25 protein-coding genes are annotated in these 23,650 nt (G+C 61.5%); 16 read left to right on the forward strand and 9 right to left on the reverse strand.

Annotation, left to right across the window (positions count from 1 at the left end):
- Positions 1-105: 105 nt before the first annotated feature.
- Together EV281_RS06090 and EV281_RS06095 are read left to right on the forward strand one after the other, a co-directional pair.
- Positions 106-1,026 carry an AraC family transcriptional regulator gene (locus EV281_RS06090; protein WP_132653190.1) on the forward strand — a complete coding sequence of 307 codons (921 nt, stop codon included), beginning with the start codon at positions 106-108 and terminating at the stop codon, positions 1,024-1,026.
- 159 nt (positions 1,027-1,185) lie between these two features.
- Positions 1,186-2,091, forward strand: a complete 906-nt coding sequence (locus EV281_RS06095) for a S1C family serine protease (protein ID WP_132653191.1) — start codon at positions 1,186-1,188, stop codon at positions 2,089-2,091.
- 90 nt (positions 2,092-2,181) lie between these two features.
- Here EV281_RS06095 and EV281_RS06100 read toward each other — a convergent pair whose 3' ends face one another.
- Together EV281_RS06100 and EV281_RS06105 are read right to left on the reverse strand one after the other, a co-directional pair.
- Positions 2,182-2,910: an alpha/beta hydrolase-fold protein gene (locus tag EV281_RS06100; RefSeq protein ID WP_132652051.1), complete on the reverse strand. Its 729-nt coding sequence runs from the start codon at positions 2,908-2,910 to the stop codon at positions 2,182-2,184.
- Positions 2,907-3,872 carry an acetylxylan esterase gene (locus tag EV281_RS06105; RefSeq protein ID WP_132652052.1) on the reverse strand — a complete coding sequence of 322 codons (966 nt, stop codon included), beginning with the start codon at positions 3,870-3,872 and terminating at the stop codon, positions 2,907-2,909. The genes EV281_RS06100 and EV281_RS06105 overlap by 4 nt, the downstream gene beginning before the upstream one ends.
- Before the next feature lie 242 nt (positions 3,873-4,114).
- Here EV281_RS06105 and denD point away from each other — a divergent pair, with 242 nt between their 5' ends.
- The 3 genes from denD to EV281_RS06120 are packed head-to-tail and all read left to right on the forward strand — an operon-like array spanning position 4,115 to position 6,993.
- A complete protein-coding gene (denD, locus tag EV281_RS06110) occupies positions 4,115-5,101 on the forward strand; it encodes a D-erythronate dehydrogenase (RefSeq protein WP_132652053.1) in 987 nt (328 codons plus the stop codon).
- A gap of 1 nt (position 5,102) precedes the next feature.
- Entirely contained in the window at positions 5,103-6,365 is a 1,263-nt protein-coding gene (gene otnK / locus EV281_RS06115; protein ID WP_132652054.1) for a 3-oxo-tetronate kinase, read from the forward strand.
- Complete coding sequence (locus EV281_RS06120; protein ID WP_132652055.1) at positions 6,358-6,993, forward strand: aldolase; 636 nt, start codon at positions 6,358-6,360, stop codon at positions 6,991-6,993. The genes otnK and EV281_RS06120 overlap by 8 nt, the downstream gene beginning before the upstream one ends.
- Here the strand turns inward: EV281_RS06120 and EV281_RS06125 are convergent.
- A complete protein-coding gene (locus EV281_RS06125) occupies positions 6,990-7,799 on the reverse strand; it encodes an endonuclease/exonuclease/phosphatase family protein (RefSeq protein WP_184327199.1) in 810 nt (269 codons plus the stop codon). The genes EV281_RS06120 and EV281_RS06125 overlap by 4 nt on opposite strands.
- Before the next feature lie 95 nt (positions 7,800-7,894).
- Between EV281_RS06125 and EV281_RS06130 the strand changes: the two genes are divergently transcribed.
- Entirely contained in the window at positions 7,895-8,098 is a 204-nt protein-coding gene (locus tag EV281_RS06130; RefSeq protein ID WP_132652056.1) for a hypothetical protein, read from the forward strand.
- 12 nt (positions 8,099-8,110) lie between these two features.
- On the forward strand, positions 8,111-8,293 hold the full coding sequence (locus EV281_RS06135; protein WP_132652057.1) for a hypothetical protein: 183 nt from the start codon (positions 8,111-8,113) through the stop codon (positions 8,291-8,293).
- A gap of 1 nt (position 8,294) precedes the next feature.
- Here EV281_RS06135 and EV281_RS06140 read toward each other — a convergent pair whose 3' ends face one another.
- Complete coding sequence (locus EV281_RS06140) at positions 8,295-9,209, reverse strand: SDR family oxidoreductase (RefSeq protein ID WP_132652058.1); 915 nt, start codon at positions 9,207-9,209, stop codon at positions 8,295-8,297.
- 98 nt (positions 9,210-9,307) lie between these two features.
- Here EV281_RS06140 and EV281_RS06145 point away from each other — a divergent pair, with 98 nt between their 5' ends.
- The 3 genes from EV281_RS06145 (at position 9,308) to EV281_RS06155 (ending at position 12,796) form a co-directional block, all read left to right on the forward strand.
- Positions 9,308-9,874 carry a TetR family transcriptional regulator gene (locus EV281_RS06145; RefSeq protein ID WP_132652059.1) on the forward strand — a complete coding sequence of 189 codons (567 nt, stop codon included), beginning with the start codon at positions 9,308-9,310 and terminating at the stop codon, positions 9,872-9,874.
- 128 nt (positions 9,875-10,002) lie between these two features.
- A complete protein-coding gene (gene ampC / locus EV281_RS06150; protein ID WP_132652060.1) occupies positions 10,003-11,160 on the forward strand; it encodes a class C beta-lactamase in 1,158 nt (385 codons plus the stop codon).
- Positions 11,161-11,284: 124 nt separating this feature from the next.
- Positions 11,285-12,796, forward strand: coding sequence for a mechanosensitive ion channel family protein (locus EV281_RS06155; RefSeq protein ID WP_132652061.1), 1,512 nt, complete (start codon positions 11,285-11,287; stop codon positions 12,794-12,796).
- A 3-nt stretch (positions 12,797-12,799) separates the two neighbouring features.
- Here the strand turns inward: EV281_RS06155 and EV281_RS06160 are convergent, their stop codons facing one another.
- Entirely contained in the window at positions 12,800-13,285 is a 486-nt protein-coding gene (locus tag EV281_RS06160; RefSeq protein ID WP_132652062.1) for a YcgN family cysteine cluster protein, read from the reverse strand.
- 186 nt (positions 13,286-13,471) lie between these two features.
- On the opposite strand from EV281_RS06160, the gene EV281_RS06165 reads away from it, so the two are divergent.
- The 3 genes from EV281_RS06165 (at position 13,472) to EV281_RS06175 (ending at position 16,905) form a co-directional block, all read left to right on the forward strand.
- Positions 13,472-15,646: a PBP1A family penicillin-binding protein gene (locus EV281_RS06165; protein ID WP_132652063.1), complete on the forward strand. Its 2,175-nt coding sequence runs from the start codon at positions 13,472-13,474 to the stop codon at positions 15,644-15,646.
- 130 nt (positions 15,647-15,776) lie between these two features.
- A complete protein-coding gene (locus EV281_RS06170) occupies positions 15,777-16,364 on the forward strand; it encodes a DUF1214 domain-containing protein (RefSeq protein WP_132652064.1) in 588 nt (195 codons plus the stop codon).
- Positions 16,357-16,905 (forward strand): DUF1254 domain-containing protein, encoded by a 549-nt coding sequence (locus EV281_RS06175; RefSeq protein WP_132652065.1) that lies wholly within the window; start codon positions 16,357-16,359, stop codon positions 16,903-16,905. The genes EV281_RS06170 and EV281_RS06175 overlap by 8 nt, the downstream gene beginning before the upstream one ends.
- A 15-nt stretch (positions 16,906-16,920) precedes the next feature.
- On the opposite strand, the gene EV281_RS31060 is transcribed toward EV281_RS06175, so the two are convergent.
- The gene (locus EV281_RS31060; protein ID WP_165911853.1) at positions 16,921-17,091 is read right to left on the reverse strand and encodes a hypothetical protein; all 171 of its coding nucleotides are present in this window, start codon (positions 17,089-17,091) and stop codon (positions 16,921-16,923) included.
- Positions 17,092-17,631: 540 nt separating this feature from the next.
- On the opposite strand from EV281_RS31060, the gene EV281_RS06180 reads away from it, so the two are divergent.
- Together EV281_RS06180 and EV281_RS06185 are read left to right on the forward strand one after the other, a co-directional pair.
- A complete protein-coding gene (locus EV281_RS06180; protein ID WP_132652066.1) occupies positions 17,632-17,838 on the forward strand; it encodes a hypothetical protein in 207 nt (68 codons plus the stop codon).
- Between the two features lie 243 nt (positions 17,839-18,081).
- The gene (locus tag EV281_RS06185) at positions 18,082-19,134 is read left to right on the forward strand and encodes a DUF2336 domain-containing protein (protein ID WP_132652067.1); all 1,053 of its coding nucleotides are present in this window, start codon (positions 18,082-18,084) and stop codon (positions 19,132-19,134) included.
- A 39-nt stretch (positions 19,135-19,173) separates the two neighbouring features.
- On the opposite strand, the gene EV281_RS06190 is transcribed toward EV281_RS06185, so the two are convergent.
- From EV281_RS06190 to EV281_RS06200, 3 genes are all read right to left on the reverse strand, one after another.
- Positions 19,174-20,805 carry an ABC-F family ATP-binding cassette domain-containing protein gene (locus tag EV281_RS06190; RefSeq protein WP_132652068.1) on the reverse strand — a complete coding sequence of 544 codons (1,632 nt, stop codon included), beginning with the start codon at positions 20,803-20,805 and terminating at the stop codon, positions 19,174-19,176.
- Between the two features lie 111 nt (positions 20,806-20,916).
- Positions 20,917-21,267 (reverse strand): DUF1491 family protein, encoded by a 351-nt coding sequence (locus EV281_RS06195; protein ID WP_132652069.1) that lies wholly within the window; start codon positions 21,265-21,267, stop codon positions 20,917-20,919.
- Between the two features lie 163 nt (positions 21,268-21,430).
- Positions 21,431-22,405, reverse strand: coding sequence for an oxidoreductase (locus EV281_RS06200; protein ID WP_132652070.1), 975 nt, complete (start codon positions 22,403-22,405; stop codon positions 21,431-21,433).
- A gap of 156 nt (positions 22,406-22,561) precedes the next feature.
- Here EV281_RS06200 and EV281_RS06205 point away from each other — a divergent pair, with 156 nt between their 5' ends.
- Positions 22,562-23,626: an AraC family transcriptional regulator gene (locus EV281_RS06205; RefSeq protein ID WP_132652071.1), complete on the forward strand. Its 1,065-nt coding sequence runs from the start codon at positions 22,562-22,564 to the stop codon at positions 23,624-23,626.
- Positions 23,627-23,650 lie beyond the last annotated feature (24 nt).

The raw sequence follows: 23,650 nt of genomic DNA on the forward strand, positions 1-23,650 counted from the left end.
TTCTGCTTTCGGTCGAAGAGTAATGCGGTGGCGCGCATACGATCTATGCGCTAAAGTCCGTAATCTGTTTGCAATCGTCCGGATTTTCGCATGAATTCTGTTTCGGTGGATCCCCTTTCCGACGTATTGGCGCTCCTGAAGCCGAAGAGCTATGTCTCGCTGGGGCTCGATGCCGGCCGCGACTGGGCGATCGATTTCCCGCCGCCTCAGGGCATCAAGTTCAATGCCGTGCTTTCAGGCAGTTGCTGGCTGGAGATGGATGGTATCGCTGAGCCTGTCCGGCTGGAGGAAGGCGACTGTTTTCTGCTGACGCAGAGCCGGCCTTTCCGCATGATGAGCGATCGCAGCCTGCCGACAATCCCGGCCCATGATATCTATGCGCATGCGAAGGACGGGATTGCCACCTGCAACGGCGGCGGCGCCTTCTTCCTGGTCGGCAGCCGTTTCGGCTTTTCCGGCGCTGGCGCGGACTTGCTGGTCGGCATATTGCCGCCCGTCGTCCACATCAGCGAACATTCGGATCAGGCTTCGGTCCTGCGTTTTGCGATCGACCAGATGGCCCGCGAGCTGCGCAGCCGGCATCCGGGCGGTTTCCTGATGACCGAGCATCTGGCGCATATCATGCTGATGCAGATCCTGCGGCTCTATCTTGCCGCACCCGATACCCAAGGCACCGGCTGGCTCTTTGCGCTTGCAGATCGGCAGATCGGCCTGGCGATCGGCGCCATGCATGCCGAACCCGCCCGCCGCTGGACGCTGCAGCAGCTTGCTGCCCTGGCCGGCATGTCGCGCTCCTCCTTTGCCGAGCGCTTCAAGGAGAAGGTTGGAGCAGCGCCAATGGATTATCTCACCCGCTGGCGCATGATGCTGGCAAGCGACCGGCTGACAAACGGCAGCGAGCCGATCGGCACGATCGCTCTTTCGCTCGGCTACGAGTCCGAAAGCGCCTTCAGCACCGCCTTCAAACGGGTGATGGCACGCTCGCCGCGGCGATATGGCCGGGAGGCGGCCAGCCAAGCGAGATAAGATCACGTAAAATAGGGCCGACGGGTAAAAGACCGCCGGCTGCAGGTCTTGCAGCGGAGCGTTCGGTTACATAGTTATCAGGGGAATGGTATGCGTCCGGCCCTTGCCGGCCCTCGCAACATTCCCGGCCTTTGTGCCGCGCCTTACGAGGATGAAACCATGAATATCGACAGGATTCTGCGGTCAGTTGTGGCCGTTCGCGCCTCCATCCCCGAAGATGCCTTCACCGCGAATACGCTGGGCACCCGCCGGGAAGGAAGCGGCGTCGTCATCAGAGATAACGGGCTGGTGCTGACCATCGGCTACCTGATCACCGAAGCCGATGAGATCTGGCTGACGCGCCAGGACGGCAAGGTCGTTCCCGGCCATGCGCTGGCTTACGATCAGGAAACCGGCTTCGGCCTCATCCAGGCGCTTGCGCCCCTCGACCTGCCGGCCGTCGAAATCGGTGACAAGGTCAAGACGGCGGTCGGCGATGCCGTGCTCTTTATCGATGGCCTTGGTGAATTCGTGGAGGCTCATATTGTCGCCAAACAGGAATTTGCGGGCTATTGGGAATATCTGCTCGATGAAGCGATCTTCATTGCGCCCGCCCATCCTTCCTGGGGCGGCGCGGCGCTCATCAGCGACGAGGGCAAGCTGCTCGGTATCGGTTCGCTACGCCTGCAGATGGTCCAAGGCGACGAGGTCGCCGATATCAACATGGTCGTGCCGATCAATCTTCTGCCGCCGATCCTTGAGGACGTGCTGAATCACGGCCATATCGACAGACCGCCACGCCCCTGGCTCGGCGCCTTTTCGGCCGAAAGCAACGGCGAAGTCGTGGTCATGAGCGTTGCCAAAGGCAGCCCGGCGGCCAAGGCCGGCCTGCAGCAGGGTGACGTCATCTCGGAGATCCGCGACGGCGAAGTTGACGGATTGGCCGATTTCTACCGCAAGGTCTGGAAGAGCGGCCCCGCCGGAGCCGAAATCCCGATGCGCGTGCTGCGCAATGGCCGCGAGGCCTGGCTGCGTATCAAATCGGCCGACCGTAACAGCTTCCTCAAAAAGCCGCTGATGCAGTAAGGCGGGGCGAGAGCCCCGCTGGCCGGTATCAGAGATAGAGTTGCCCCACCCGGCAGCTTTTATATGTAGAGGAGCGCCATCCGGCAGTCTTTATATGTAGAGTGGCGCCATCCGGCGCCAGGCTCCGGCGCGGTGTGCCCTGCCATCCCAGAAATGCAGCTGATGGCCGACGCCTTTTTCCGCGAGCAGGCGGCTGAGATAGCGGTTGTTATCGAGGAAGGGATCCTCGTTGCCGATCGCCAGAACGATATCGACCTGCCGCAACTTCTCCAGCCGCCAGTCGGAGTCGAGACCTGGAAGGAAATGCGTCGGCATGTGGAAATAGACGGTTTCGTCGTAATAACCGTCGAAGAGATCGCCGAAGGATTCGACCTTCATCGTCAGGTCGTAACGGCCGGAAAAGGCCACCAGCTTGCGGAAGAGATGCGGGTGGCGGAAGACGAGGCTGGCTGCCTGAAAGGCGCCGAGGCTGCAGCCGTGGACGATGGTGCATTCGTGGCTGTTGCGGCCCTCCATCAGCGGCAGAACCTCGTTCAGTACATATTCCTCGAAGGCGATATGGCGACGGATGCGATCGGCAGGATGACGGCCGAAGTCGTAGAAGGTCTCGTTCGCAAGACCCTCGATGCAGAAGAGTTGCAGATGGCCGGCCTCGAGTTTGTCCCTGAGGCTCGCGACGATCCCGAGATGTTCATATTCCCAAAAGCGCCCTTCCCGCGTTGGGAACATCAGGACTTTGGCGCCGGTGTGCCCGAACACCAGAAGCTCCATGTCACGATGGAGCCGATCGCTGTACCAGCGCAGATATTCTCGGTTCATAGACCCCTGAAAAACCGCCCGACTCGCTCACGCAGCGAAGCTTGCTGCGCTGCACTGTCAGAATAGTCGAAATGCCCGGCATCCAGGATGAAGATTTCATTAAATTTTGACTTCGGCAGCGCGTTCGCCACCGCGAACTGACAGGGCGGCGCCACAGCCGGATCGAAGAGCGCGACGGCGGCCAGCATCGGCACGGTAATGCGGGTGGCGGCCGTCGCGGAATCGAAAAGGCGAAGGTTTTCAAAGACCTTTGGATGGGTCTTCGCGTATTCCTGCACCGAATGGGCGCTGCCAACCGTCGGCAATGTCAGCCACTGCTTTCTATCCCCGAAGGTCGGCACGGTCAGATGGCCACGTTTGATCCTGTTATCGAAGGGAATGCCGAGCGCACCGATACCACCGCCGAAACTGATGCCGCTGTAGCCGATACGGCCCTGGACCACGGGATAGAGTGATAGCAGCGCCGAGACGGCAACCCAGAGATCCTCGACGCAGCCGCCGATCACATAATGATCGGGATGGTCGATATCGTGCAGCACATGCCAGGGGGCGTCGGGCGAGATCGACAGATGGGCGCTGCGCGACATGCCGCGGAAGCAAGGAAAAAGGATCGCGGTTTCCTCGACCGGAATATCGAAGTCCGGCTGGTCGCGGCCCCCATAACCATGGCCGACGACGAGTCCGCGTTTGACTTCACCCCTGCGGGGCGTGAGCAGCCAGCCCCCGATGCTGAAGCCATCGGTGGACGTATAAACGATATCCCGCACCTGCCAGTCCGGATGGGTATCCTGGCTCGGGCTCAAGCGCGGCTCAGGCTTCACAGCCAGCGCTCGGGCATAGCGCTTCTGCCAGAAGGCATCGAATCCCGGGGGCGCTTCCGGCGGGCGGATCGCCCGCAAGCCGGCGAGTGTCATGCCGTAGGTCGGATCGAAGTCGAAAGGATAGTCTGTCGGGATGCTCATGCAACGCTTGTTGCCGCGAAATCAGCCGCGCAGCAAGGCCTGCAGGAGGAAAAGCATCTATGCTTGGCCGTCGCCTTCGATACTTTGCGGATCGACGTTTCAACCCACGATCAAATGGCCCCCCGAAATTGCGTGACAGCCTCGCCCGGCTGGTCTTAACTGTATCAGCGCCATGCACGCCGACTCAGGCGACGGCGCGTTTTCGGTTGCGTTCATTTCATCGGTCGGAGGGACCGCTTCAAATGAAAATCCTTGTTATCGGCGCGGCCGGAATGATCGGCCGCAAGCTCGTCCGTGCTTTGTGCGAGCGCGGCACGCTGAATGGCAAATCCATCGATGCGCTGGTTCTGGCGGATGTTGTGACACCGGAAAAGCCTGCCTTCGGCGGCGCGGTGGAGGCCTTGGCGGCGGATCTTTCGCAGCCGGGCGCGGCCGAACAGCTGATCGCCCATCGGCCGGACCTGATCTTCCATCTGGCGGCGATCGTCTCCGGCGAGGCTGAGGCCGATTTCGAGAAGGGCTACCGCGTCAATCTCGACGGTACGCGCTTCCTGCTCGAAGCGATCCGGCTTGCCGAACAGCCCTATTGCCCGAAGCTCGTCTTCACTTCTTCCATCGCCGTCTTCGGCGAACCGCTGCCATCGGTCATCGGCGATACGCATCATCTGACGCCGCTGACGAGCTACGGCACGCAGAAGGCGATCTGCGAGTTGCTGCTGGCAGATTATTCCAGGCGTGGCTTCCTCGACGGTATCGGTATCCGCCTGCCAACCATCACCATCCGCCCCGGCAAGCCGAACAGGGCCGCCTCCGGCTTTTTCTCCAGCATTCTGCGCGAGCCGCTGATCGGCCAGGAGGCGGTGCTGCCGGTCGGCGAAAGCGTGCGCCACTGGTTTGCAAGCCCGCGCGCGGCCATTGGATTCCTGCTCCGGGCGGCCGAACTCGATACCGCACCGCTCGGCCAGATCCGCACACTGACCATGCCGGGATTGGCGGCGACCGTCGGTGATGAGATCGAGGCGCTCAGGCGCGCGGCCGGCGAAAGTGCCGTGAAGCTGATCCGGCGTGAACCCGATGCTGGGGTTGCCAAGATCATTGCCGGCTGGCCACAGAGCTTCGATGCCAGCCGCGCCCTTTCGCTCGGTTTCACAGCCGAGACATCCTTTGACGACATTATCCGCGTCCATATCGAGGACGAACTGGACAACAGACTGCCGGAGCGCACCTGACATGCTGCTTGGAGCCATTGCCGATGATTTCACCGGCGCCAGCGATCTTGCCAACACCCTTGCGCGCGGCGGCATGTCGACCATGCAGTTCGTCGGCCCAGGCCGCGGCAAGGTAAATTGCGAAGCGGGCGTGGTGGCGCTGAAGACGCGTTCGGCGCCGGTCGAGGACGCGGTGTGGCAATCGATGGATGCGGCGCGCTGGCTGCTGGATCAGGGCTGCGAGCAGATCTTCTTCAAATATTGCTCGACCTTCGATTCCACGCCTGAAGGGAATATCGGCCCGGTGGCCGAGGCCTTGCAGCGGCTGACCGGCGCCACTGTCACGGTCGTCTGCCCCGCCTTTCCGGCGACGGGCCGGCGGGTGTTCATGGGTCACCTCTTCGTCAAGGACAAGCTGCTCAGCGAATCAGGCATGGAAAACCATCCGCTGACGCCGATGACCGATCCCGATATCCGCCGCTGGCTGCGGCACCAGACGCGCGGCGGCATCGGCAGCATCACGCTCGATACGGTGCGAGAAGGTTCTGGCGCCATTCGCAGCCGGCTGCGTGACGAACTGGCTGAGGGCAACCGCCTCGTCGTCGTCGATGCGATCGAGGATGCCGATCTTCTGACCATCGGCGAGGCCGCTGCCGATCATGAGCTGGTGACCGGCGGATCGGGCCTGGCGCAGGGGCTGGTGCGCAACTTCGCCAAGCGCGGCAAACTATCCGGCGTTCCCGCCGAAGTGCCTGCCGTCAGCGGGCCGGGCGTCATCCTCTGCGGCTCCTGCTCGCTTGCCTCGCAGAACCAGGTCGCCTGCCATCTGCAGAACCATCCGGGACTTTCTATCGATCCGGCGGCCATCGTGCGCGGCACCATGTCGATCGAGCATGCCGCCCGCTGGGTGGCCTCCAACGCGGCCGACAATCCGATTGTCTATTCAACCACTTCGCCCGACGTCGTCAGCTTCGTGCAGCAGCGCTTCGGCCGCGAAGAGTCGGCAAAAATCCTTGAGGATTTCTTCGGTGGTCTTGCCAAGCGGCTTGCCGATTCCGGCACGCGCCAGATCGTCGTCGGCGGCGGGGAGACGTCAGGCGCCGTCGTCGAAGCACTCGGCCTGACGCGGATGGTCATCGGTGCGGAAATCGATCCCGGCGTGCCTGTGCTGGTTTCCGAGCGCGGCCGGCCGATGCGGCCGATCGGCCTGGCGCTGAAGAGCGGCAATTTCGGCTCCCCGGACTTCTTCGCCAAGGCTCTCGACAGGATTGCCGGCCATGAATGAGACAGCACTGCGGGAAGCCATCGTCCGCTGGGGAAAATCGCTGTTCGAACGTGGGCTTACGGCCGGTTCCTCCGGCAATATTTCGGTGCGTATCGCGGACGGCTATCTCGCAACACCGACCAATTCCTGCCTCGGCTTTCTCGATGCCAACAGGATTTCGAAACTCGACAGCAACGGCAAACATGTTTCCGGCGATGCGCCGACCAAGGAACTGCCGCTGCATTTTTCCTTCTATGAGAAGCGGCTGCAGACGGGGGCTGTCGTGCATCTCCACTCCACGTATGCGACCGCCCTTTCCTGCCTCGCCGATACCGATCCCAAGGATGCTATACCGCCGCTGACGCCTTATGTGGTGATGCGGGTCGGCAAGGTGCCTGTGATCCCCTATACGCGGCCGGGTTCGACCGATGTGAAGCCGCTGATTGCCGAAATTGCCGGTGAACACAGCGCGGTGCTCCTGGAAAACCACGGGCCGATCGTATCAGCCGCTACGCTTGATTCCGCGGTCTTTGCCATCGAAGAGCTGGAAGAGGCGGCGAAGCTCTCGATCATCACCCGCGGCATGAAGGTGCGGCAGCTGAACTCTACGCAGATCGCCGATCTGGAGAAGCATTTTAAGCTTCGCTAGGCAAATTCAAGTAAAAGCGCCCGGTGGTCGGAAACCTCTGGTCGCTCGACAACCTCGAAGCGCTCTACCGCTACCTCCGGCGTCACCAGCATATAATCGGCAAAACGCCCTTCCTTCGGATAGAGAGAGGTGCGGGTATCGATAAAACCTCTGCCGATGACGAGATCATTGAGGCCGAGGCGGCCAAGCTTCTCGAAGGTGATGCTGTCAGGCAGCACATTGAAATCACCGCAGACGACCAGTCTTTCGTCACCGGGCCAGACGCGTTCGATCAGTTCGACCAACGCGTCAGCCTGGGCATGCCGGGCCGGAATGTCGCTCTTGCCGGCGGGATCACGCAGGCCGTGAAGCTGCGCGACAGTGACGGGAAAGCCGCCAGCATAGTCGAATAATCGGATGCAGTGGGCATTGCGGGCGCGCGGATGCTCGCCCCAACCATCGGGGGAGAACCGGCCATGGATGAAATCTGCTGCCTGACCGATCACCGGATATGATTTGCGCACGAAGGTGGCGATGCCGAATTCGGTATGGAAAGTCGTCTCCCCGTGAAAGAGATCGCCCCGCGCAAAGGGAAAGAAAAAGCCGTCATGGCCGGGCAGAAGGGCGGCGATCTCGTCATAGAGATGGGCACGCTGCGGCAGGACCGTGTCGCCGTCACGATATTCAAGCCAGTCCGGAGTATCGGTGGCCGATCGCACCACTTCCTGCAGGCAGAAGACATCGGCCTCTGCCGTCGCGAGATAATCGGTCAGCGGGGCGTGGATGCTGCCGCCCCAGACATTCAGCGAAATGATGCGCAAAGCCATACCCTCTCCCTCTTTGGCGGGAGACTAACAGATTCTCCGGCGGAACAATGCCGCTGCTGCCCTGTTGTCCTCTTGAACAGCAAAGGAGAAACGTAATGGCATCGAACAGCCCCAAGGATGGTGCGCCCGGCACCACGGATCAGTCGCCGCGCTGGGAAGGGCCGCAAGGCACGAAGCCCTCAGGTTATCTGCATGCGAAGGATGATCCGGAAAAGGCCCGTGACGCACACGGTGAAAATCTCAACCACCCCAAGGTGAAAAAGGTCTCCGATGCCTTCAAAACCAAAGAAGACGATTAAGAGGATGGGACGATGGCCAAACCGCAACCTTTCATGAAACCGGAAGAAGGCTCGCCCGCCGATATCCGCAAACGCGACGCCGATGGGAAAAAGACGGATGGGCAGCCCGTCATCACCCCCGAGTCAGGTGATGACGAAAAGCAACAGCAGGCTCCGCTGATCAATCCATCGGGCGGCGGTGGCGTGACCCGATGAATCACCGGTAGCCGGTATCATCAGCCGGCTTGCCAGCCTCCTGCACCTCGGCAAGGTAACGCCAGCAATCCGGGCGCGTACCGTCGAGATCGTTGAAGCCGTAGGCATCGGCCAGCTGGAAGCTCGAAAGCGATTGGCCGTTCCATCTGTTGCGGTCGGGATCGGCAGCCAGCGCTGCCACTCCCCTGCCGGTGAATCGCGGTGTCTCCGAGATGACAAAATGCGGCTGGACCTTGACGCCATCCCGCCAGTTTTCTTCCGTGACGCCATAGATCTCCAGCATCATTTCCGAGCGCATCCAGCCGGGCGAGAGCGACACCGCAGTCGCGCCGCGCGACGCCAGATCCCTGGCATGGGCCCAGGCCATGCGGTTCGTGCCGGTCTTGACGAGATCGTAATAGGGGCAGAGCCGATAATGCGTGGCATTGTATTCGGCCGTACCGTCGGTCATTTCGACCAGCAAGCCGCCCGGCTTTTCGATCATCAGCGCCAGAGCGTAATGGGCGGTGATGAAATGGGTGTCGATGGCAAGCCGCAGCATGCGAAGGCCCTTGTCGAGGGAATGTTCCCAGACAGGCTTGTCCCATTCGGTCAAATGCTCGCCGCCCCAGATATCATTGACGAGGATATCCAGCCGGCCCTGTTCGGCCCGGATGCGGGCAACCAGCGCTTCAACTTCACCCGGAATCAGATGATCCACCCGAATGGCGATGCCATTTCCGCCCGCAGCGCTCACCAGCTCGGCGGTTTCTTCAATCGTTTCCGGACGCCCGTATTCGGATTGCTGCGCGCGGGTGGTGCGTCCGGTCACATAGACGGTCGCGCCTGCGGCACCCAACTCCACCGCGATGCCGCGGCCGGCGCCGCGCGTTCCACCGGCGACGAGCGCCACCTTGCCCTTCAGATCCACTGTCATTTCGCTGTCCTCCTCGCTAGAAGCAATCGTGGCCAACCGGCTTCTTGAATATAAACGAATATTCGTTCATAAACACGGCGAACACAAGAGGAAATTCCATGCCGCGCCCGCGTACGCTTTCCGACGAGCAGCTGCTTTCCATCGCCCTCGGCGTGATCCAGTCCGAGGGGCCAGACGCGGCAACCTTTGCGGCGGTTGCCAAGGCAAGCGGCCTTTCGGCCTCGACACTGGTGCAGCGGTTCGTCACCAAGGCCGGCATGTTGCGGGCTGCCCTGCTCTATGCCTGGGACAGGCTGGATGCGGAAACGGCGCGGCTTGCAGACACCATGCCCAAGACACCGGATGGTGCGATTGCGCTGCTCGCCGGCCTCTCCCTCGACTATGGCGACAATCCTGCCGCCTATGCGGAGGGTCTGCTCCTGCTGCGGGAAGATTTTCGCGATCCGGTGCTGCGCGCCCGGGGTGCTGTCTGGGGCGCCACGCTGACAAGGGCGCTTGCCGAGCGCCTCGGACAAGAGAAGGAGCCGCAGATCATCGCCCGATTGATGCTGTCGCAATGGCAGGGGGCACTTCTCTGGTGGGGCTTTTCATCAGAGGGCTCGGTGGCCGATTACGTGGAGCAGGAATTGCGCCTTTTCCTGGCCGCTCTTGGGTCCTCCGGCTGACCGTCAGGATGCCGAGCCCAAATTTATCTAGGGTCTCCTGCGAGTTCTTCTCGTTTGTAGTGGGGCAAAGGGGCGCGCTATCGACCATGCATCGGCCATGTCGCCGGATGCAGATGGAGAAAACGCTCGTGAAATTCAGACACTGCCTTATCGCCCTCACCTTGTCGGCGAGCCCGCTTCATGCCGCCGAAATGACCGATAAAGCGTTCCATGAGATGGCAGACCGCGTCTTTCAGCCGGTGATCAAGGAATACGACATTCCGGGGATCGCCGTCGGCGTTTCAGTGAACGGCTCCGATTTCTACTACACCTATGGCGAAGCCTCGCGAGAGACGAAAGCGCCGGTTACCAGCGACACGATCTTCGAGCTCGGCTCCGTCAGCAAAATTTTTAACGTCACGCTTGCCGCACTCGCCGAACAGCGCGGTCTGCTTTCTCTAAACCAGCCGGTTTCTGCCTACCTGCCCGAGCTCAAAGGCAGTGCCTTCGACAAGATCACGCTTGTCAATCTCGCCACCCACACATCGGGCGGCCTGCCGCTGCAGGTGCCGGACGCGGTGAAGGACGATGCCGAGTTGATGACCTATCTCAAGAACTGGAAACCGCCCTACAAGGCGGGCACGATGCGTTCCTATTCGAATGTCAGCATCGGCCTTCTCGGACGCATCGCCGGACAGCGCTTGGGCAGCAACTATAAGCAGGCCGCGGAAGGCCAGCTGTTCCCGGCCCTCGGTCTCAAGAGCACGTTCGTCGAAGTTCCCGCCGCAGCCATGGATCGTTACGCCTTTGGTTATGCCAAGGCCAGCAAGCCGATCCGCGTCGGCCCCGGCGTCCTCGATGACGAGGCCTATGGCATCAAGTCCACCGTCCGCGACATGGTTCGTCTGCTGGAATTCAATCTGAAGCCTGGCACACTGGCCCCGGACCTGGCGGCAGCGATCGAGAAGACACATACGGGCTATTTCGACACGGCCTATTACACGCAGGACATGGTCTGGGAGCAATATGCCTGGCCGGTCGCGCTCAAGCGGCTTCTCGACGGCAATTCCGCCAAGATGAGCCTGGAAAGCCAGCCGGTCAAAAAGCGGGCAAAGCCGCTTGCGCCGCAGACATCAGTGCTGATGAACAAGACCGGATCGACGAACGGCTTCGGCGCTTATGTCGTGTTGGTGCCGACGGCGCAGATCGGGCTGACGGTGCTGGCGAACCGGAACTATCCGAATAACGCACGCGCCGAAGCAGGACTGAAGCTCATCCAGGCACTTGAGGCATACGCCGCGAAATAGCCGCCACGTCGGCCGGTCGCGGCCGGCCGACGTCACTGGTGGTGATACCCTATCCATTCGTGTCAGAGGACAGAACTTCTTTATCCGTGATATAGGGTCGAACGCCCCAACCAGGATGCAATGCATGTCATGGACTATGGTGGACGATCCGCTGTATCAGTTTATCGCTCTCGTTCTGCTCAGCGCCGTGGCACGGTTCATCTTCGGACGAAACCCGACCTTCCGGCTGATCGCCAATTTCGTCTTCTTCGCACTGCTGACGTGGCTGCTCATCGAGAACAAGATTGCGCCCTATACGTCAGACATGGGCGAAGCGACGGATCTTTTCCGGCGCATTTTCGTCGGGGTCGCCAAGGCGGTCTGGTGGATCGGCGGGGCGATGGTGCTGGCAAGCTCGGTGCGGCTCTTCCTGATTTTCGAGCGCAAGCCGCGCGAGGCGCGTCTGCTGCAGGATCTCGTCGTCGCCGTGATCTATGTCGGCGCAGCACTTTCAGTCGTAGCCTATGTCTTCGGCGTGCCCGTTGCCACGTTGATCGCCACCTCGGGCGTCTTCGCCATCGTGCTCGGCCTTGCGCTGCAAAGCACGCTGAACGACGTCTTCTCCGGCATCGCGCTCAATCTCGGCCGGCATTACAGCGTCGGCGACTGGATCGTGCTCGACGACGGCGTGCAGGGCCGCGTGGTGGAGACGAACTGGCGCTCCACCCACCTTTTGAACGGCACCAACGACCTCGTCATCGTTCCCAATAGCGCGCTCGCCAAGGCGCGGCTGACGAACCTCACCAGCCCCGAGGAAGCACATGGCATTTCGCTGAAGATCCGGGTCGTGCCGACTATCTCGCCGGCGGCCGTCGAGGAGACGATGCGCACGGTGCTGCTCAGCAGCAATGCCATCCTGAAATCCCCCGCGCCCGTCGTCAGCGTCACGGGGCTGGACAGCAGCGCCATCGAATTCGAGCTTTCCTTCCGCGTCTCCGGACTTGGCGAGGCGACGGCCGCCAGGAACGAGGTCTACGACCTCGTCTATCGTCATGCCAAGGCCGCGGGCCTGCAGCTCGCCTCACCTGCCGGTTCGCCGCCGGTCAATCCGTTTGCCGATCCGCCGGAGGAAGCTGGAAAACACCTGAACTCGGCGTGGCGGCTGCTCAACGCCATCCCGCTCTTCTCGACGCTGACGGAAGACGAAAAGGAGTCGCTTGCAGCAGACATGAAACGGCTGACTTTCCGCAAAGATGCGCTGATCGCGACGCAGGATACGTCGCTGACCTCGCTGATGATCGTGCGGCGCGGCGTTGCCGTCGTCGAGCGGAAAGAAGGCAATGAGATCATCGAGCTCGCCAGAATTGCGCCCGGCGACCTGTTCGGGGAGCGCGGCGTGCTGATGGGAGCGCTGGAGCCGGCCAATATCCGCGCGCTCACGTCCGTCGTGGTCTACGAGATCGCCAAGGACCATCTTGCCACGATCATGCAAGAGCGGCCGGCACTTGCAGAAGAACTAGGCCTGCTGCTGTCGCGGCGGATCGAATCCGAGAAACATCGCTTCAGTGCAGGCGTATCGGCTGAAGCCAGCCATCCGACGACACTGACGACGCGCATCCGGCACCTATTCCAGATTCCCCACAACAACTGGTCGTAGCCCTTAGCTGACCTTTTCCTCGGCTTCTTCGGCATCTTCTCCGACCGTCAGCGGCCAGTCGACGACGTAATCCTCGAAATCGTCGAGATCGACGTCATTTTCGCTGACGGTGCGGCCGCGGGCGGAAATGCCGGCGGCATGGACGGTGTCGGGATCGCCCGAGATGAGCGGGTGCCACCAATAGAGATCGCGGCCCTCGTTGACGAGCCGATAGCCACAGGTCGGCGGCAGCCATTCGATCTCTGGAACGTTCTCCTTGGTGAGCTGAACGCAATCGGGAACGAAGTCCCAGCGGTTCGCATAGCTGGTACAGCGACAGCTCTCGCTGTCGAGCAACTTGCAGCGGATCGAGGTGAAATAGACATCGCCGGTATCCCATTCCTCGATCTTGTTGAGGCAACAGAGGCCGCAGCCGTCGCAGAGGCTTTCCCACTCCTCGGCATTCATTTCGGCAAGCGTCTTGCGCTTCCAGAAGGGCAGATCGTTCATGGTTCGCTTCTTGCAACAGCCGCCCGCAAATTCGCGTGACGACCGTTCAACTCTCTTGTTCTTGTCCGCAAAATCAACCAATTATTCAACATGCTCCGGCTATCCGGAGAGTTGCGGCCCCTTTCAGGCCCCGCTCCGGCGTCCGGTTCTACCGCCGCCGAGCGCGATCAGGCGGGAATATAGGACGTGCAGGATCCGGACAACCCAAATAATGGGCCAGAAGAGGCCAAAAACGGGCAAGGCAAGAAGCAGCCGTCGAAAAACCGGCACCTGCTGCTGCGTATCGATTCATGGATCGACTCGACCGTCTGGAACGCCGGCTTCCGCGCCGCCGAGATCTGGGAAGATACCACCATCTTCTTCCGTCGCTTCCGCGTTCGCGGCTGGAAGCGCGCGGTATTCGAACTCGCCGGCGAAGGGCTAACGCTCGGCGCCGCCGGCATGGTGCTGATGCTCGCGCTCGCGCAGCCGGCCTTCGAAGCCACCAAGGAAGACTGGCGCAACCGCGGCGATTTTGCCGTCACCTTCCTCGACCGCTACGGCAATGTCATCGGCCATCGCGGCGTCATCCATCAGAATTCCGTGCCGATCGACGAACTGCCGGATTCGCTGATCAAATCTGTCATCGCTACCGAAGACCGGCGCTTCTTCGATCATTTCGGCATCGATGCCATCGGTCTCTTCCGCGCCATGGTCACCAATGCCCAGGCCGGCGAAGTCGTCCAGGGCGGCTCGACGCTGACACAGCAGCTCGCCAAGAACCTGTTCCTCTCGAACGAACGTTCCATCGACCGCAAGATCACCGAGGCGTTCCTCGCGTTTTGGCTGGAGGCGAACCTCTCCAAGAAGGAAATCCTCGCGACCTATCTGGACCGGGCCTATATGGGCGGCGGCACATTCGGGGCGGCGGCAGCGGCGCAATTCTATTTCGGCAAGAACATCACCGATGTGAATCTGGCCGAATCCGCCATGCTCGCCGGGCTCTTCAAGGCGCCGGCGAAATATGCCCCGCATGTGAACCTGCCGGCCGCCCGCGCCCGCGCCAACGAGGTGCTGACCAACCTCGTCCAGAGCGGGCTGATGACCGAGGGGCAGGTGATCGCCGCACGACGCAATCCTGCCAATGTCGTCGACCGCAACGAGGTGGAATCGCCCGACTTCTTCCTCGACTGGGCTTTCGATGAGGTGCAGCGTCTCTCGCCGCGCTTCCATCAGCGCTCGCTGATCGTGCGCACGACGATCGACATGGGCATCCAGCAGGCGGCGGACGATTCGATCGAGACGTCGCTGCGCGAATATGGCGAAGCCTATCATGCCAAGCAGGGCGCGATGGTGATAATCGAGAATGGCGGCGCCGTGCGCGCCATGGTCGGCGGCCGCGACTATGGCGAGAGCCAGTTCAACCGCGCCACCAAGGCGCTGCGCCAGCCGGGCTCCTCCTTCAAGGTCTATACCTATTCGGTGGCCATGGAGAGCGGGATGACGCCGAAGACGACGATCATCGACGCGCCGATCTCCTGGGGCAACTGGAGCCCGCATAATTACGAAAACCGCTACGCCGGCCGCATCACATTGGAAACGGCGATCGCCCAGTCGATCAATACGGTGCCGGTACGTCTTGCCAAGGAAAAGCTCGGCATCCAGCCGATCCGCGCCATGGCCAAGGCGATGGGCGTCGAAACCCCGATCCGCGACGACGTGACGATCCCGATCGGCACGTCCGAGGTGACCGTTCTCGATCAGGCGACCGCCTATGCGGTATTCCCGACCGGCGGCTATCAGTCGCGCCGCCACGGGATCACGCAGATCCTCGACTACGGCGGCGATGTCCTTTACGACTTCGACCGTGATGAACCGCCAGCCCAGCGGGTGCTTTCCGAACAGGCCGACAGCTATATGAATCAAATGCTGTCACGTGTGCCCTATTTCGGTACCGCACGCAAAGCCGCGCTCGACAACGGTATCGTCACCGCCGGCAAGACGGGTACGACGCAGGCCTATCGCGACGCCTGGTTCGTGGGCTTCACCGGCAACTATACCTGCGCCGTCTGGTTCGGTAACGACGACTATACGTCGACGAACAACATGACGGGCGGCTCGCTGCCGGCCATGACCTTCAAGCGCGCCATGGACTATGCCCATCAGGGCGTCACGCTGCGTCCGATCCCCGGCATCGAAAATCCGCTGCCATCCGAGAAGGATATCGCCAAGGCGCAGGCCAACAAACCAAAGGACGGCACGCCGACCCTCGTTCGCCCGCGTATGCTCTCGGTGCAGTCGACCAACATTCTCAAGGGCATCGGCCAGAAGCTGGAGACTGCCGCGCCACTCGCGGTGCAGAAGGTCGCAAGCGCGGAGTGATGTTTCCGCTATTTTAGCAAACCGGGATGGCTGGGTCACCAAGACATGGGGGACACATCGCCCCATGGCATTCCACCTCGCCAGAATCAGTGGTAACCCTCTCAACTGATTTGATCTTCAAGGGCGCAAGGTGTTTCGGTTCCCCCTTTTCATCCTGATCACCCTGATCGTCGCCTTCGGCGGCGGCATCATGATTTCGCTCTATGCGCTGGATGCGACGCAGGGGTTCGGAGCGATCAAGCTCGGCGCCTGGGAGGCTTTTCCGGAGCTGCAGACCGTCGATGCCGACCCTTATGCAAAGTCGCACCGGGCGCGCGCCGGCAAGCTGCTTTATGGCAGCGCTGAAGGCCTGACTTTTACCGCGAGCGTGGATGATAGCGGCGAACGGCTGAATGCCGCCTGCCATTACCGGATCATCGGCCAGACACCACCAGCGCGGTTGTGGACTCTGTTTACTGCCGACAATGCCGGCAACCCGGCCTCGCTGCAGCAGACCCTGCCTGCGGCGCTGAATTCGTGGACGGTGCTGCGCCAGCCGGATAGCAGCTTTGCGATCGACATCTCGTCGCACGCCCAGCCAGGCAACTGGCTGGCGCTGCCGCAGGCCGGCACGTTTCGACTGGTGCTGACGTTGTTCGATACGCCGACGGCCGGCAGTTCCGGGGTGATCGATCTTTCCATGCCGAAGCTCACCAAGATCGGGTGCGGCGATGCTTAGGGTGTTCTTCGCGATCATAACAGGGCTTTTCGGCGCCGCGCTGCTCCACCTCGTCATCATCCTCGCGCTGCCGCACTTTACCGGTCGCGATGCGGCGACGCGTGTCGCGGCGGAGGGCGATCCGAACAATTTCTATCTGCTGACCAACCGCTACGACGAGGCAGGGCTTGCCAACGGCGATCCGTTCGTGCGCACGGCCGTCTGTTCTTTCGATGTGAGCGATGCGCCGGTGCATTTCACCGCCAAGGGCAATGTGCCTTTCTGGTCGATCGCAATCTATGACAGCGCCTCCAACGAGGTCTTCAGCATGAACGACCGCACTTCGGTCGGCGGCGCGCTCGACGTTCTTGCTGCAAGCCCGATCCAGCTGACCGACCTGCGCAAGAACCTGCCGGAGGAGCTGCAGCAGACGATCCTGGTGGAAATGGCGCATCCCGAGGGATACGCAGTGCTGCGTACGCTGGCGCCGCAGGCAAGCTTCGACGAGGCTGCGCGCGCCTTTCTGACTGCGGCGGGCTGCGACGAATTCGGCACCCGCTAGAGTTGTCTACTCGCTTTACTTGTTCTTGACACGCGGCGCAGAATGCGCCGGTTTCTTGTCGGGGGTTTCGACGAGCCGCTCGTAACGGACGCCGGTGAACCAGAGGATTTTTGCTTCGCGGGGCTCATGTCCCGTGCGGCGCGGCGACTGGGGCAGCCGGTCCGCCAATGCGACTACAATTGCCATTCTCGTCTCCATGCACTGCCCGAGACGGATGAACTTGCGATGGATTTCACCCTGCCCGCCATGCTGCGGGCCAGCGCGTCCTCAGACGCCGGATGAACCGGATCGAGGGCATTCGCGCCTTTCTCACGGCACCTGATCGAAATACCGTGATGCTGCGGAGCTTCCACGATCCAGACCTCCAAACCGCGTCGTTCCTGTCCGAATTGAGACACACGACCGTTAACAGATTACTAATATTCGGCCACTGCTTTCGGCAGCCTGCGCGACGGAGAGATAACGCGCAGAATGGTTGTTTGGTTTCAGCCGCAGAAAAGAAAAGATATGCTGAGAGCCAGTCGATAAAATTAGAAATAATCCAAATGGTTAATTGCTCTTCTCCACCAAAGAGGCAATCTCGCCGTGGGTGTTGCAAATATGCGTCACGGAAATATTAATTGCTGCAAGGGTGGATAGGTGTATCGTGATCTCATCGGCCGAGGGTTAAGGCGACGGCCGCTTGGGAGATGATACGTGCTCTTGCCCTCATACGGAGAGGAACCCATGCCCTTTCTGTATAATTCCGCATTCACCTCAAAAGATCTGGATGTGTTACGTCGTGCGCTGGATGCGTGGTGCGCGGAAAAGCATGTCGACATCGGAAGTGTCGAAGCGCAGTCCGCTGCTTCGGCTGCGCTCGACCTCTATCAATCAGGCTATAACGATCATGACAAGCTGCTGGCGGCACTCAGGGATCGCAAGGGCCTTTAGGTTATATGCCGGTATTATGAGAACTGGCAATCGCCCACTTCCGGCGCGTTGATTTTATTTTGACGGCTTATCAAGCCGCAACACGCAAAACGTGTATAATTCTGTTGCATTTTAATAGAATCTTCAGCAAGCATTAACCGTACCGGTGTAGGATTTGTTCATAACCGTATGGTCTGACACGCGTCCCGCCAGCGCTTGTCGGCTCACGGTCTCCCGCTTGTTCTGCGTTTTCGGGGTGTTCTTGTGCGTGACCGGTTTCGAGACCTAGAGGGCCCTATGGCCATCAGGAAGAAGGACGTGGTGTTAATGGCGACCGTCAGCAGTTTCGAGAACCTGTCGCATCCGACACGCTCCGAGCTGCGTCAGTTTGCCGAACTCTTCATGCCGCTTTTCCAGGCCTCCTCCGAAGAGGCAAGACGCCAGGCGGTTGCAGCCCTTTCCCAGTGCGAGAACATACCGGCAGCTGTTGCGCTCTTCATCGGCAATCAGCCGATCGAGGTCGCCGCGCCGTTCCTCGCCTCCTCCAAAGCAATCAATGACGATACGCTGATCACGATTGCCCGCACCCATGGCGCTTCGCATGTGAGGGCGATCGTCAGCCGCGATGCCCTATCGCCCAAGGTCATCGATGCGCTGGTGGCGCTGCGCCAGGCCGAGCCGCGCCCGGCCGCGGCTGCCGACTCTGCCGAACCGCAAGCCATGCCGCTTTCGTCCTTGCCCGCCAAGCCCGAAGTGGATCCACAGGAAGTACAGCGCCTTGAAAATGAAGAGGCGCTGCGCGAGCGCATCCGCGGCCTTGCCGGACATCTCGGCCGCAACGATCAGGACCGGCTTGGCCTGCGCTCCTTATCCGATATTCAGGAGGCGCTGCTGGTGCGTTTTGCGCGCTCGCGGGAAGCTGCGCATTTCGCCACTGCTCTGGCCGATAGTCTGTCGGCGAGCCGCTGGCTTGCGGAGCGCATCATGCTCGACCTCTCGGGCCAGCAACTCGCCACGACGCTGACGAGCCTTGGCATGGGCTTCCTCGATTCCGTCTTCGTGCTGGAGAAGCTCTATCCGCATCTTGCCGAAGTGCGGGAGAATGTCAGCCGCGCTTTCCTCGTTCTCGATGCGCTGGACCCGGAAGAATGCCATGCCCGCGTGGAAGCGTGGCGTCGCGCAGACCGCTATACCTATAATCCGCAAGCGCCGGCCCCGGCCCAGCCGGCTCCCGCCACACAGGCGCCGGCACCCGCTTACCGTTTCATCCGGCAGGCGCCGATGCGCGATCTCAATAGCGTCAGGCGGGCGCGCTAGGAGCATTTCCCGGAGACTGCCTGGATAGCCGTTCTCGTCTCAGGTCCTTACGGCAGAATCGCTTGGCACTTTTGCGCGATATGCTTGACGCTCCGGCAGCTCCAGCCGGCGCGTGATGCCGACCATTTCCAAAAACACCTCATCGTGACTGACGATTAGCAGCGCGCCGTCATAGGCTCTCAGGCCGGCTTCGACGGCGGCGATGGAATCAATGTCCAGGTGATTGGTCGGTTCGTCGAGGATCAGCAGCGCCGGCGGTGTCGCGCCGCCGAGAACGCAGGCAAGGCCGGCGCGTAAGAGCTGGCCGCCCGACAGCGTGGACACGATCTGCAGCGCCGCATCGGCCCGGAACATGAAGCGGGCAAGCGAGGCGCGGCAGGCATTTTCATCCGATTGTGGGTTCAGCCGCCGGAAATTGTCGCGAATCGACATCTTGGGATCGAGCAGGCCGACACGCTGGTCGAGCATAGAGAATGAGGTCAGCACGCGGACCGTCCCCTCCCACGGCTGGAGATCGCCCGAGATCAGCGCCAGCAATGTCGTCTTGCCCGAACCATTCGAGCCGGTGACGGCAATACGTTCGGGTCCGGTGATTTCGAAAGATAGCTTGCGGATGATTGGTTCGCCTGCCTCATAGCCGGCCGTGACCGCATCGATCTTCAGCACTGATCTGCTTGGCGGCAGGCCAGTCGAAGGCAGCTTGACGGAGAGCGGCTGCAGGATCTCGATGCGTTTGCGCGCCTCCTCGGCATCCTCCAGCGCCTGGGCGTGGCGGCGTTCGGCAAGGCGAGCATTTTCACCGCTGGTATTTTCAGCCTGACGCTTCAGGCCGCCAGCAACGATACGCGGCATGTCGCCCTTGGCGGCCTTCTTCTTGCCGGCGCTGTCCTTGCGCGCCTTCCGCTCGGCCGTTTCCTGGGCGCTGCGGGCAACCTCCGCCACGCGTTTCCTGGCATCGGCGAGATCATGTTCGGCGGCGGCCAGTTCCAATGCCTTGCGAGCGCGGTAATCGCTCCAGTTTCCGCCATAGCGCGTGGCGCCAAGCGTCGTCAGCTCGACGATGGCATCCATCGTCTCCAGCAGCTCACGGTCATGGCTGACGATCAGAGCGCCGTGCCGCCAGCCGCCGAGAAGCGAGATCACCGCCTCGCGGCCATCGCGATCCAGATTGTTGGTCGGCTCGTCAAGGATGAGGAAATCCGGCTCCGCGAAGATCAGGGCGGCGAGTGCCGCGCGAGTGCGCTGACCGCCGGAAAGGGCGGCAAGAAGCGTCTGCGGCCCGGCGGCAAGGCCGGACCGTTCCAAGGTTGCATCAATGCGGGCTTCGAGGGTCCAGTCGGCGGCAGCAAGTTCGTCAGCGCTCGCCTCGCCGCTTTCGGCACGGCTGATGACAGCGAGAGCTTCGGTCGCACCGAAGAGATCGGCGACCGTGTCATCCGGCCCGACCTGCACGCTCTGACGCAGGATGCCGATCGTGCCGGACACTGAGACGGAACCCGTCTGCGGTTGCAACTCGCCGGCGACCAGCTTCAAAAGCGTGGTCTTGCCCACACCATTGCGACCGACGAGGCCGGTGCGCTCGGCGTTGAAGCTCAGATCGATATTGGAGAAAAGCGGCCGGCCGTCAGGCGTGGACCACGAAAGATTGGAAAGCGTGATGGATGCAGGCATGGAAATCCCCGATGGCAAGGCGAGTTGGCATTGCGATCAGGTTCGAATCCATTGTGCACCATCCTGTTGGTATTGCGAATGGCGGTAAACTAGGCGGGAATGACTGTGAATTCAAGGCAGTTGGTCGCGGGCAAGCGGCACAAGCGCCGAAACCTCGTCTGCCTCCAGCTCGACAATCCAGAGATCGGGGTCGAATTTGCGTTCTCGGTCCAGGATCTCCCGTACCTGGTCCGGCTCGACGCGTTCGAGCCGGAGTTCGAACAGGCGATCGCCGCTGCTCTCTTCATCGAAGAAGGTTTGTGGGGCGGGCGCGTAGAGGGTTTCGAGACCATCGCGGAAGCGCTGGCGGATGAAGATAGCACCGGCCTCCTCCGCACCCTTCTTCTCTACGGCAGCGAAATTGCCCGCGGCGAAGACACGGCGGACGAGAGCGGAAACGTAGATATCGGTGCGCAATCTCATGAGCGGGATATAGACTGTGCGGCAAGTGGCAGCAACGCTTATACCTTGACTGCCAGCCGCAAGCTGACCCGACCGGAGGCGTCATGCCGCTGTCGGCCGCAAAGCCACGGATCGCACCTGCGTCATGCGAGTAAAGAGCAAACCTCCGGGGATCGCCATATCCTCAGCTCTGCGTCAGGCCCGTTAGTCTTTCGCTCATCTGCCAGAGGCGTTCGGCAAGTTCCGGATCGGTCGCCCAGGGACGCACACCGAGCATCTCCTCAGAATCGGCGGGCACGGCCCTCGCGATATCGCAATTTTCGCAATAGACGCCGCCCATGCCTTCGAGTTTTTCGCTGACTGCGCACCAGACGGTGGTCGCAGCCCCCTGTGCGATGGTCTTCTTGTTGTTCTCGGGGTCGATCACCGGGTTGCCGTCAGCATCCACGAAGCCGGTCGACTGCAGATATTCGCGCGACTGGTGGCGGACGAGATCGGTCGTGACGATGCCGCCCGGATGCAGCGAGAATGCGCGAACGCCCTCCCTTGCGCCTAACGCATCCATGGAGACGGCAAAGAGAGCATTGGCCGTCTTCGACTGACCATAGGCTGTGTAGGGCTGATATTCGCGGTTTTCGAACATCGGATCGTCGAAATCGACGCCAGAGCGGATATGGGCGCGCGAGGAGACGGCAACCACACGAGCGCCTTCCGCCTTCACCAGCGCCGGCCAGAGGCGGGCGGCGAGCTGAAAATGGCCGAGATGGTTGGTGGAGAACTGCGATTCATAGCCGCGTCTGTCGCGCGTCAGCGGATTCGCCATGACGGCAGCATTGTTGATGAGGAAATGCAGCGGCTCGCCATTCTCGAGGAAACGATCTGCAAAGTCGTCGATCGTATCCGGATCCATCAGATCCATATAATCAAGCGTCAGGCCCGGTACGGCCTCTGCAGCCGCCCTTGCCTTCTCGATGTTGCGGGCGGGCACGATGACCTTGGCGCCGGCCGCTGCCATGACGCGCGCGGTCTCGAGGCCAAGGCCGGCATAACCGCCTGTGACGATCGCTACCTTGCCGGCGAGATCATGGCCGGCAATCACGTCTTCCGCCGTGGAAGCCGCGCCGAAACCGGATCCGATAGGAGCTTGGGGAGTGGACATGGGATGTCTCCTTTCTGGAGCCTTTCCGTTTCTCTCCGAGTCACGAAAATGCTCTGTACCTTTGCTTTTCCGCAATTCCGGACGCAAAACCGCTGCGCACTTTCGCTGGAATTGCTTTAGTCGGGAAACATCTATGTCCGGCAAGCGGGATTCTGAATGCTTGTAAATCCCGATTTCTTGCGCCATCGTACAAACATGACGAGTGATCCCCTCTCCGAAATGCTCAATCTGCTCGACGCGCGCTGCCTGATGGCCGGCGGGCTGATTGCCGGCGGGCCCTGGGCGCTCGCCTTCCCGCAGCCGAACCGCATCAAGATCAGTGCGGTTGCCAAGGGCCGCTGCTGGCTGGTGCTCGACAATGGCAACCCGCCGATCCTGCTCGAAGCCGGCGACGTCATCCTGTTGAACGGCCAATACCCGTTCATGCTGGCAAGCGATCTGGCAGTGAAGCCGACGGATGCCGCGACTGCCTTCAAGGAGAAGGTTAACGGCATGGCGCGACACGGCGCCGGCGAGGATTTCCTCTATATCGGCGGCCATATCGCGCTCGGACCGACCGGCATGGCGCTGCTGCTCGATGTCCTGCCGCCCGTCATCCATGTGCGGGCCACACTTGCGGAAGCCGGCGTGCTGCGCTGGCTGCTCGATCAGCTCGTGCGGGAAATGGCGGCCGGCAAGCCGGGCGCGCTGCTTGCCTCGGCTCAGCTCTCGCAGCTCATCTTCGTGCAGGTGCTGCGCGCCCATATCATGACATCGGAGCCGCTGACGGTCGGCTGGCTGCGCGCCTTCGGCGACGAGAAGATCGCCCCCGCATTGCGGCAGATGCATGCGGATCCGGCGCATGACTGGCAGCTTGGGGAATTGGCGAAAGCCGCCGGCATGTCGCGCACCAGCTTTGCGCTGCGCTTCAAGACGGTCGCGGGTGTGGCACCGCTCACCTATCTGACCGCATGGCGCATGCGCCTTGCCGAACGGGCGCTCCGCGAGGGATCGATGCCCGTCTCCTCACTGGCGCTTTCGCTCGGCTATACTTCGGAAAGCGCCTTCTCCAACGCCTTCAAGCGGGTAACCGGCGTTGCGCCGAGGCGCTACCGAAGTTCGGCGGCCATCAATATCGGACCGATCGAAGAAGTGGTCGATGTGGAGGGGCGGGCGCCGACAACGGATTACCGGCCCCTGCGGCTGGCGAACCAACCGTCAGCCCCGGCGCGGCAGGGCTGATCTCGGTCTCGTATTTGGCTTTTC

Origin of the sequence: Rhizobium sp. BK418, assembly GCF_004341105.1 — a bacterium.
Lineage (GTDB): Bacteria > Pseudomonadota > Alphaproteobacteria > Rhizobiales > Rhizobiaceae > Rhizobium.

What these genes read in the sequence shown, in the direction of transcription:
- EV281_RS06120 (WP_132652055.1), top strand. Translation starts at nt 6,358, where the DNA reads ATGAATGAGACAGCACTGCGGGAAGCCATCGTCCGCTGGGGAAAATCG.
- EV281_RS06130 (WP_132652056.1), top strand. Translation starts at nt 7,895, where the DNA reads ATGGCATCGAACAGCCCCAAGGATGGTGCGCCCGGCACCACGGATCAG.
- EV281_RS06140 (WP_132652058.1), bottom strand. Translation starts at nt 9,209, where the DNA reads ATGACAGTGGATCTGAAGGGCAAGGTGGCGCTCGTCGCCGGTGGAACG.
- EV281_RS06095 (WP_132653191.1), top strand. Translation starts at nt 1,186, where the DNA reads ATGAATATCGACAGGATTCTGCGGTCAGTTGTGGCCGTTCGCGCCTCC.
- otnK (WP_132652054.1), top strand. Translation starts at nt 5,103, where the DNA reads ATGCTGCTTGGAGCCATTGCCGATGATTTCACCGGCGCCAGCGATCTT.
- EV281_RS06135 (WP_132652057.1), top strand. Translation starts at nt 8,111, where the DNA reads ATGGCCAAACCGCAACCTTTCATGAAACCGGAAGAAGGCTCGCCCGCC.
- EV281_RS06180 (WP_132652066.1), top strand. Translation starts at nt 17,632, where the DNA reads ATGCCCTTTCTGTATAATTCCGCATTCACCTCAAAAGATCTGGATGTG.
- EV281_RS06155 (WP_132652061.1), top strand. Translation starts at nt 11,285, where the DNA reads ATGTCATGGACTATGGTGGACGATCCGCTGTATCAGTTTATCGCTCTC.
- denD (WP_132652053.1), top strand. Translation starts at nt 4,115, where the DNA reads ATGAAAATCCTTGTTATCGGCGCGGCCGGAATGATCGGCCGCAAGCTC.
- EV281_RS06160 (WP_132652062.1), bottom strand. Translation starts at nt 13,285, where the DNA reads ATGAACGATCTGCCCTTCTGGAAGCGCAAGACGCTTGCCGAAATGAAT.
- EV281_RS06175 (WP_132652065.1), top strand. Translation starts at nt 16,357, where the DNA reads ATGCTTAGGGTGTTCTTCGCGATCATAACAGGGCTTTTCGGCGCCGCG.
- EV281_RS06200 (WP_132652070.1), bottom strand. Translation starts at nt 22,405, where the DNA reads ATGTCCACTCCCCAAGCTCCTATCGGATCCGGTTTCGGCGCGGCTTCC.
- EV281_RS06190 (WP_132652068.1), bottom strand. Translation starts at nt 20,805, where the DNA reads ATGCCTGCATCCATCACGCTTTCCAATCTTTCGTGGTCCACGCCTGAC.
- EV281_RS06100 (WP_132652051.1), bottom strand. Translation starts at nt 2,910, where the DNA reads ATGAACCGAGAATATCTGCGCTGGTACAGCGATCGGCTCCATCGTGAC.
- EV281_RS06145 (WP_132652059.1), top strand. Translation starts at nt 9,308, where the DNA reads ATGCCGCGCCCGCGTACGCTTTCCGACGAGCAGCTGCTTTCCATCGCC.
- EV281_RS06205 (WP_132652071.1), top strand. Translation starts at nt 22,562, where the DNA reads ATGCTTGTAAATCCCGATTTCTTGCGCCATCGTACAAACATGACGAGT.
- EV281_RS06105 (WP_132652052.1), bottom strand. Translation starts at nt 3,872, where the DNA reads ATGAGCATCCCGACAGACTATCCTTTCGACTTCGATCCGACCTACGGC.
- EV281_RS31060 (WP_165911853.1), bottom strand. Translation starts at nt 17,091, where the DNA reads ATGGCAATTGTAGTCGCATTGGCGGACCGGCTGCCCCAGTCGCCGCGC.
- EV281_RS06125 (WP_184327199.1), bottom strand. Translation starts at nt 7,799, where the DNA reads ATGGCTTTGCGCATCATTTCGCTGAATGTCTGGGGCGGCAGCATCCAC.
- EV281_RS06195 (WP_132652069.1), bottom strand. Translation starts at nt 21,267, where the DNA reads ATGAGATTGCGCACCGATATCTACGTTTCCGCTCTCGTCCGCCGTGTC.